Origin of the sequence: Kitasatospora putterlickiae (assembly GCF_039527695.1) — a bacterium.
Classification (GTDB): Bacteria; Actinomycetota; Actinomycetes; order Streptomycetales; family Streptomycetaceae; genus Kitasatospora; species Kitasatospora putterlickiae.
In genome coordinates this window covers 3,737-9,732 of sequence record NZ_BAAAKJ010000326.1, presented here as the reverse complement: position 1 = coordinate 9,732, position 5,996 = coordinate 3,737, and the positions used below count along the sequence as shown (strand labels likewise).

The following is a 5,996-nucleotide window of genomic DNA, read 5'->3' as shown; positions in this document are numbered from 1 at the left end:
CCGCTCGGAGGGCACCCCGTGCGGGGACCGGGTCCCGAAGTCCGCGGCTGACGGTCCCGCCGGCCCCCGGGCTAGCCTTCCGGCTGGTCCAGCGCGTCACTCGCCGCCTTGAGGTGGAGCAGCATCTGCAGTTCCAGGGACCGCTCCGGAGCGCGCCACCGTTCGCCGAGGACGCTGTCCACGGTCGCCAGGCGCTGGTAGAGCGTGTTCACGTGGATCGCGAGTGCGGCGGCGGCCGGGCGGGGGCGGCGGCCGTGGTCCAGGAACACGCGCAGCGTCTCCAGCAGCGGCACCGCGCGGCGTCCCTGCTCGGCCAGTACGGGGCCCAGCACGTCCTCGAACGCCTGGTCCAGGTCTCGGCGCCCGGTGTGGCCGAGCAGGATCCGGTACAGCCCGAGCCGGTCGGCGGTCGCGGCCTCGCCGGTGCGCCCCAGTGCCTCCAGGGCGCTGAGCGTCTGGCGCGCCTCGTGGAAGCAGCGCCGCAGTTCCGCCTGTCCGCGCGCGGGCCCGGCGATGCCCGCCGTCGGGGCGTCCGCGCCGCGCGGCCAGTCCCGCCGGATGGTGTCGGGACCGGCGGGGGCCACGACGAGCAGGTGACCGTCGTGCTCGGCGACGACCGCGCCCGCCAGCGAGGGGGTTCGCTCGACGTGCGCCCTCGCGGAGGCGGACGCGAGGACGAGCACCGAGTACGGCGTCGACGCGTCCAGCCCGGCCTGACGCAGGGCGCGCGGGCGGTCCGACGTCGTGGTGAGCAGGTCGACCAGGAGCGCCGCGCGGGTGTGCCGGGACGCCTCGGCCACCGCCTGCTCGGCGACCAGCGCGAGCGCGAGTGCCGGGGCGGCCCGTTCGAGGAGCGGCCGGTCGTCGGGCGCGGGTTCGCCGTCGAGCACGAGCGCGCCGAAGGTCCGTCCTCCCGCCACGACCGGTTGTGCCACGACCGGTTGCGCCGCGGTCCCGGCGCCCGACGGCGGTTCCAGGACGAACCGGACGTCGCCGCTCGCCATCGAGCCGATCTCGGCGAGCAACTCCTCGACCCCGCCGCCGCCGAGCACCACGCGCGTCAGCCGCTGGTCCCAGCGCAGCGTCTGCTCCAGCTCCTCGGTGCGGCGCGCGAGCTGGTCGTTGGCGGTGTTGAGCCCGTCCATGGCGTTGGCGTTCTCGATCGCGATGGCGGCGTGCGCGGCCAGCGCCGACAGCAGGGTCACCTCGTGCCCGGTGAAGTCCCGTTCCTGCCGGTTGCCCGCGAACAGGGCGCCGAGGACACGCCCGCGCAGGTGCAGCGGAACCCCGAGCAGCCCGCGCATGTTCTCGGCGCGCGCCGCGGTGTCGGCGGTCTCGTCGTGGCGGAAGCGCCGCTCCCGCCGGTAGTCCGCCGTCCAGCGGGGCGCGGCGTGCTCGATCACCTCGCCGGCCAGCCCGACCGACAGCGGGATCACCACGCCGACGAGTTCCGGGGTGAGCGCGCCGCTGGTGACCTTCAGCCTCAGGTGACCGCCTTCGACCAGGCCGAGGTAGGCCAGGTCGACGCCGAGCAGCCGGCGTGCCTGGCCGACGATCTCCGGCAGCAGGTCGTCCGGCGCGTGGAGGGCGGCCAGCCGGATCGCGATCTCGTTGAGGGCGGCCAGCTCGGCCGCCCGCTGGGCCTGCTGCCGCAGCATCATGGCCAGGCGCAGGGCCTGCGCCGTCTCCCGGTCGGCCGCCACGGGGCCGTGCGACCGGGCCAGGTCGCCGCCGTGCCGCTGCAACTCGTCCGGCGCCGCGTCGCGCAGCAACAGGTCCAGCCACGACTCGTCCATCAGTGGACACTCCATCCATTGAGTGTCCGAGATGGTAGCCGGTCCGCACATTGAGCCGCGCGATCCGGCGCCCCTAGTGTCGGCGGCATGCGAAGCGAAGCGTGGCGGAGTGAGCTGACCGGTGAACTGGCCCGGGGCCTGCCCGCGGGCCGGGTCATCACCGGTCCCGCCGTGATCAAGGGTTACGCCCATGACGAGGCCGAATGGGCGCCCTACGGCACCCCCGCGGCGGTGGTCAGGCCGCGCACCGCCGAGGAGGCGCGGCACGTCGTCCAGGTCTGCCTGCGGTTCGGCGCCCCGGTCGTGCCGCGCGGCGCGGGCACCGGGCTGTCCGGCGGAGCGAACGCGATCGAGGACTGCGTGGTCGTGTCCACCGAGGCGATGACGGCGATCAAGGAGATCGACCCGCTGGAGCGGCTCGCGGTGGTCGAGCCCGGGGTCGTCAACGACGATCTGCGCGCCGCCTGCGCCGGGCACGGCCTGTGGTACCCGCCGGACCCGGCCAGCTCACCCTGGTCGACCATCGGCGGCAACGTCGCGACCAACGCCGGCGGACTGTGCTGCGTCAAGTACGGCGTCACCCGCGACTACGTGCTCGGGCTGCAGTTCGTGACCGGGACGGGCGAGTTGGTGCGCGTCGGCCGCCGCACCGCCAAGGGCGTCGCGGGCTACGACCTGGCCGGGCTGATGGTCGGCTCCGAGGGCACGCTCGGCCTGATCACCGAGATCACCGTGCGCCTGCGCCCGGCGCGGGAACCCGAGCACACGGTCGCGGGCCACTTCTCGTCGGTCGTCCACGCCGGGCACGCGATCGCCGCCGTCGCCGAGGCGGGTCTGATCCCCTCCGCGCTGGAACTCGTCGACCGGCACTGCCTGGCCGCCGTCGACGCGTGGAAGCACATGGGTCTGTCGACCGAGGCCGACGTGCTGCTGCTGGGCCGGACCGACGGTCCGGGCCCGGAGGGCGAGCTGGAGGCGGACACCATGCTGGCCTGCTTCGAGCGGGCGGGGGCGACGTTCGCGGTGCGCTCGACCGATCAGTACGAGGCCGACGCGCTGTTCGAGGCGCGGCGGCTGGCCTACCCGGCGCTCGAACGCCTGGGCCCGGTGCTGACCGAGGACGTCTGCGTGCCGAAGTCCGCGGTGCCCGAGATGCTGGCCCGCATCGAGGAGGCCGCGGCCCGGCACGACACGCTGATCGCCAACATCGCGCACGCCGGCGACGGCAACCTCCACCCGCTGCTGATCACCCGGCCCGGCGACGAGGCCGCGAAACGGCGCGCGCAGGCCGCGTTCGAGGACATCATCGCCGCCGCGCTGGAACTCGGCGGGACGGTGACCGGTGAGCACGGGGTCGGGCTGCTCAAACGGGACGGCTTCAGCACCGAGGCCGGCCCCGCCGTCCTCGCACTCAACCGGGCGGTCAAGGACGCACTGGATCCCCGGCGAATCTTCAATCCAGGCAAGGTCATGGCGTATCAACCGGAAGGGGCGTGACGATGGAACCGGTCGTCCACATCGGACCGAGGTCGGTCAGGGGTGTCAGGTCGGAGGGGGTCCGGGTCTTCCGTGGCATCCCGTACGCCGCCGGGCCGACGGGCACGGACCGCTTCGCGGCGCCCCGGCCCGCGGACTGGACGGGCGAGTTCGACGCTCGCGCCTTCGGCCCGACCGCACCGCAGGTGAACCGGGCCGGCATTCCCGGCGTGCCCGACCTGAGCGCGATCCTCGGCACCGGGTGGACACCCGGCGAGGACTATCTCAACCTCAACGTCTGGACCCCCGAGGACGCCACGGGCGGCGGCCTGCCGGTGATGGTGTTCATCCACGGCGGCGCGTTCGTGGGCGGCTCCGGCCGGCAGGCCAGCTACGACGGCACCCGCTTCGCCCAGGACGGCGTGGTGCTGGTGACGGTCAACTACCGGCTGGGCGTACCAGGCTTCCTGCGGCTGCCGGGCGCCCCGGACAACCGCGGGCTGCGCGACCAGATCGCCGCGCTCCAGTGGGTGCGCGAGCACATCGCGGCCTTCGGCGGCGACCCGGACAACCTCACGGTCTTCGGGGAGTCCGCGGGCGCGCTCAGCGTGGGCGCGCTGCTCGCGGCCGCGCCGGCTGGCCTGTTCCGCCGCGCGATCGTCCAGAGCGGCGGCGCGTCGCACGCGCTGACCACCGCGCAGGCCGACCACGTGACCGCGGTGCTCGCCGGGCTGCTCGGGGTGCCCGCGACGCTCGCGGCCTTCGCGGAGATCCCCGACGAGGCCCTCACCGGAGCGGTGGCACGGCTGGAGGCGACTCCTCTCGACCTCACCGTGGACGGGGTGCGCGACCCCCTGATGGGACTGTCGCGGCTGGGCCCGGTGATCGACGGCGACCTGCTCACCGGGCAACCCGTGGACGCGGTGCGCCTCGGCGCCGCCGCCGACGTCGACGTACTCGCCGGGGCGAACAGCGACGAGATGAACCTCTACCTCGTCGCGCTGCCCGTACCGGAGACGACCGAATCGCTCCTGCACGCCGCGGCGGCCGCGCTGCACCCGGATCCGGCCACCCTCCTGGAGGCCTACCGCGTCGCCGGCCGGGGCGGTACTCCGCGTGAACTCCTCGGCGCCATCGGGACGGACTACATGTTCGCGGTGCCGACCGCGCGCCTCGCCGAGGCACACGCCCGGCACCCGGGCGGCACCTGGCGCTACGAGTTCACCTGGACCTCTCCCGGATACGACGGCGCGCTCGGCGCCTGCCACGGCCTCGAACTCCCCTTCGTGTTCGACAACCTCGGCCGCGTGGACTACGGGGTGCTCGACGTCCGCCAGGACGACGGGACGGCGCGCGGGCTCGCCGAACGCCTGCACGCGAGCTGGGTCGCCTTCGCCCGGGACGGCGACCCGGGCTGGCCGCGCTTCACCCCCGAAGCACCCGTCGTGCGACGCATCGGCACCGAATGGACCTCCACGACGACGGCGGACGGGCCGGAACGGGCGCTCTGGCGAGACGTCCGCTGAACGCTCGGGAAGGAGGCCGCCCCCGGTGGGGACCGGGGGCGGCCTCGGCCACCTGTCGATGGGTGTTCACCTGGCCGCCCACTTGATCGCGTATTGATAACGGGTCTGGTCCAAAGCGCGGAGGTGGCGTCGCCCCCTGCGCGCAGTCGAAAGGTAGGACGATGGAACGCAGATCCCTTCTCGGTGCCACCGCCGGCGCGCTGGTGCTCGGAGGCCTCGCCCAGGGGACCGCGCAGGCGGCGCCCGCCGCCGGTGGCGAGGGGCTGGTGACCACGTTCAACGTCATCAGTGACATCCAGGGCGACCTCGGCGACTTCGCCCAGGCGCTCAAGGACATCAGGGCCACCAACCCCCGCTCCTCGGGCCTGGCCGTCGCCGGGGACATCACGCCGCGCGGCTACGACTTCGAGTACGCCGACGTGCAGAAGGTGCTGGAGCAGGGCCCGAAGCCCCGCGAGGTGGCCTGGGCGATCGGCAACCACGAGTTCTACGTCCCCAAGTGGGCCGACCCGGACACGCTCGCCCAGAGCACCTGGCCGAACGGGACCACCGAGGACTCGCTCTTCCGCAGCTTCTACCGGTTCGCCAAGCGGTCGGCGGTCTACGCGGAGACCTCCTTCGGCGGCATCCCGGTGCTGACCCTCGGAACCGAGCGCTACATGAGGTTCCACGACAAGTCCCTGTGGGACGAGGTGTGGATCAGCGAGGCGCAGTTCCAGTGGCTTGAGGACCGCCTGCAGTACTGGGGCAAGCGCCGGAAGCCGGTCATGGTGGTCACCCACCACCCGCTGCCCAACACCGTCTCCGGGACCCGGAGCAAGATCTACCTGAGCGACTACCTCCAGCCCGACCGGCTGCTCGGCATCCTCGGGCGCCACCGCGACGTGTTCCTCTTCAGCGGCCACACCCACTGGGACCTGACCCTCTCCGACTGGTACGTGCGCCGCGTCGTGCCGGGCACCGCCAACCTCGACGGCTTCTCGGTGATCAACACCGGCGCCGTGCAGACGGGCTTCGCCGACAACGGGCAGGGCGGCGAGGCCACCGTCCCCGGGCACTTCAACCAGGGGCTCCAGGTGGACGTGCACCGCGACCGGGTCGTCATCAAGGCGCGCGACTTCGCGACCGGGACCTGGATGAAGCAGATCACGGTGCCGCTCTCCACGCGGATCTGACCGCCGCTCGCGGCCGGCCCCTC

At 73.6% G+C, this 5,996-nt stretch carries 4 protein-coding genes; 3 read left to right on the top strand and 1 reads right to left on the bottom strand.

What is annotated here, in order from left to right; genetic code table 11:
• Window positions 1-71: 71 nt before the first annotated feature.
• A complete protein-coding gene (locus ABD308_RS30910) occupies window positions 72-1,796 on the bottom strand; it encodes a helix-turn-helix domain-containing protein (protein WP_344342354.1) in 1,725 nt (574 codons plus the stop codon).
• An 87-nt stretch (window positions 1,797-1,883) separates the two neighbouring features.
• On the opposite strand from ABD308_RS30910, the gene ABD308_RS30905 reads away from it, so the two are divergent.
• From ABD308_RS30905 to ABD308_RS30895, 3 genes are all read left to right on the top strand, one after another.
• On the top strand, window positions 1,884-3,293 hold the full coding sequence (locus tag ABD308_RS30905; protein WP_344342352.1) for an FAD-binding oxidoreductase: 1,410 nt from the start codon (window positions 1,884-1,886) through the stop codon (window positions 3,291-3,293).
• Between the two features lie 2 nt (window positions 3,294-3,295).
• Complete coding sequence (locus tag ABD308_RS30900) at window positions 3,296-4,798, top strand: carboxylesterase/lipase family protein (RefSeq protein ID WP_344342356.1); 1,503 nt, start codon at window positions 3,296-3,298, stop codon at window positions 4,796-4,798.
• A gap of 161 nt (window positions 4,799-4,959) precedes the next feature.
• A complete protein-coding gene (locus ABD308_RS30895; protein WP_344342351.1) occupies window positions 4,960-5,973 on the top strand; it encodes a metallophosphoesterase family protein in 1,014 nt (337 codons plus the stop codon).
• The last annotated feature ends 23 nt before the right edge of the window (window positions 5,974-5,996 follow it).

Coding starts and splice junctions, on each gene's coding strand:
- ABD308_RS30910 (WP_344342354.1), bottom strand. CDS start 1,796: ATGGACGAGTCGTGGCTGGACCTGTTGCTGCGCGACGCGGCGCCGGAC.
- ABD308_RS30905 (WP_344342352.1), top strand. CDS start 1,884: ATGCGAAGCGAAGCGTGGCGGAGTGAGCTGACCGGTGAACTGGCCCGG.
- ABD308_RS30900 (WP_344342356.1), top strand. CDS start 3,296: ATGGAACCGGTCGTCCACATCGGACCGAGGTCGGTCAGGGGTGTCAGG.
- ABD308_RS30895 (WP_344342351.1), top strand. CDS start 4,960: ATGGAACGCAGATCCCTTCTCGGTGCCACCGCCGGCGCGCTGGTGCTC.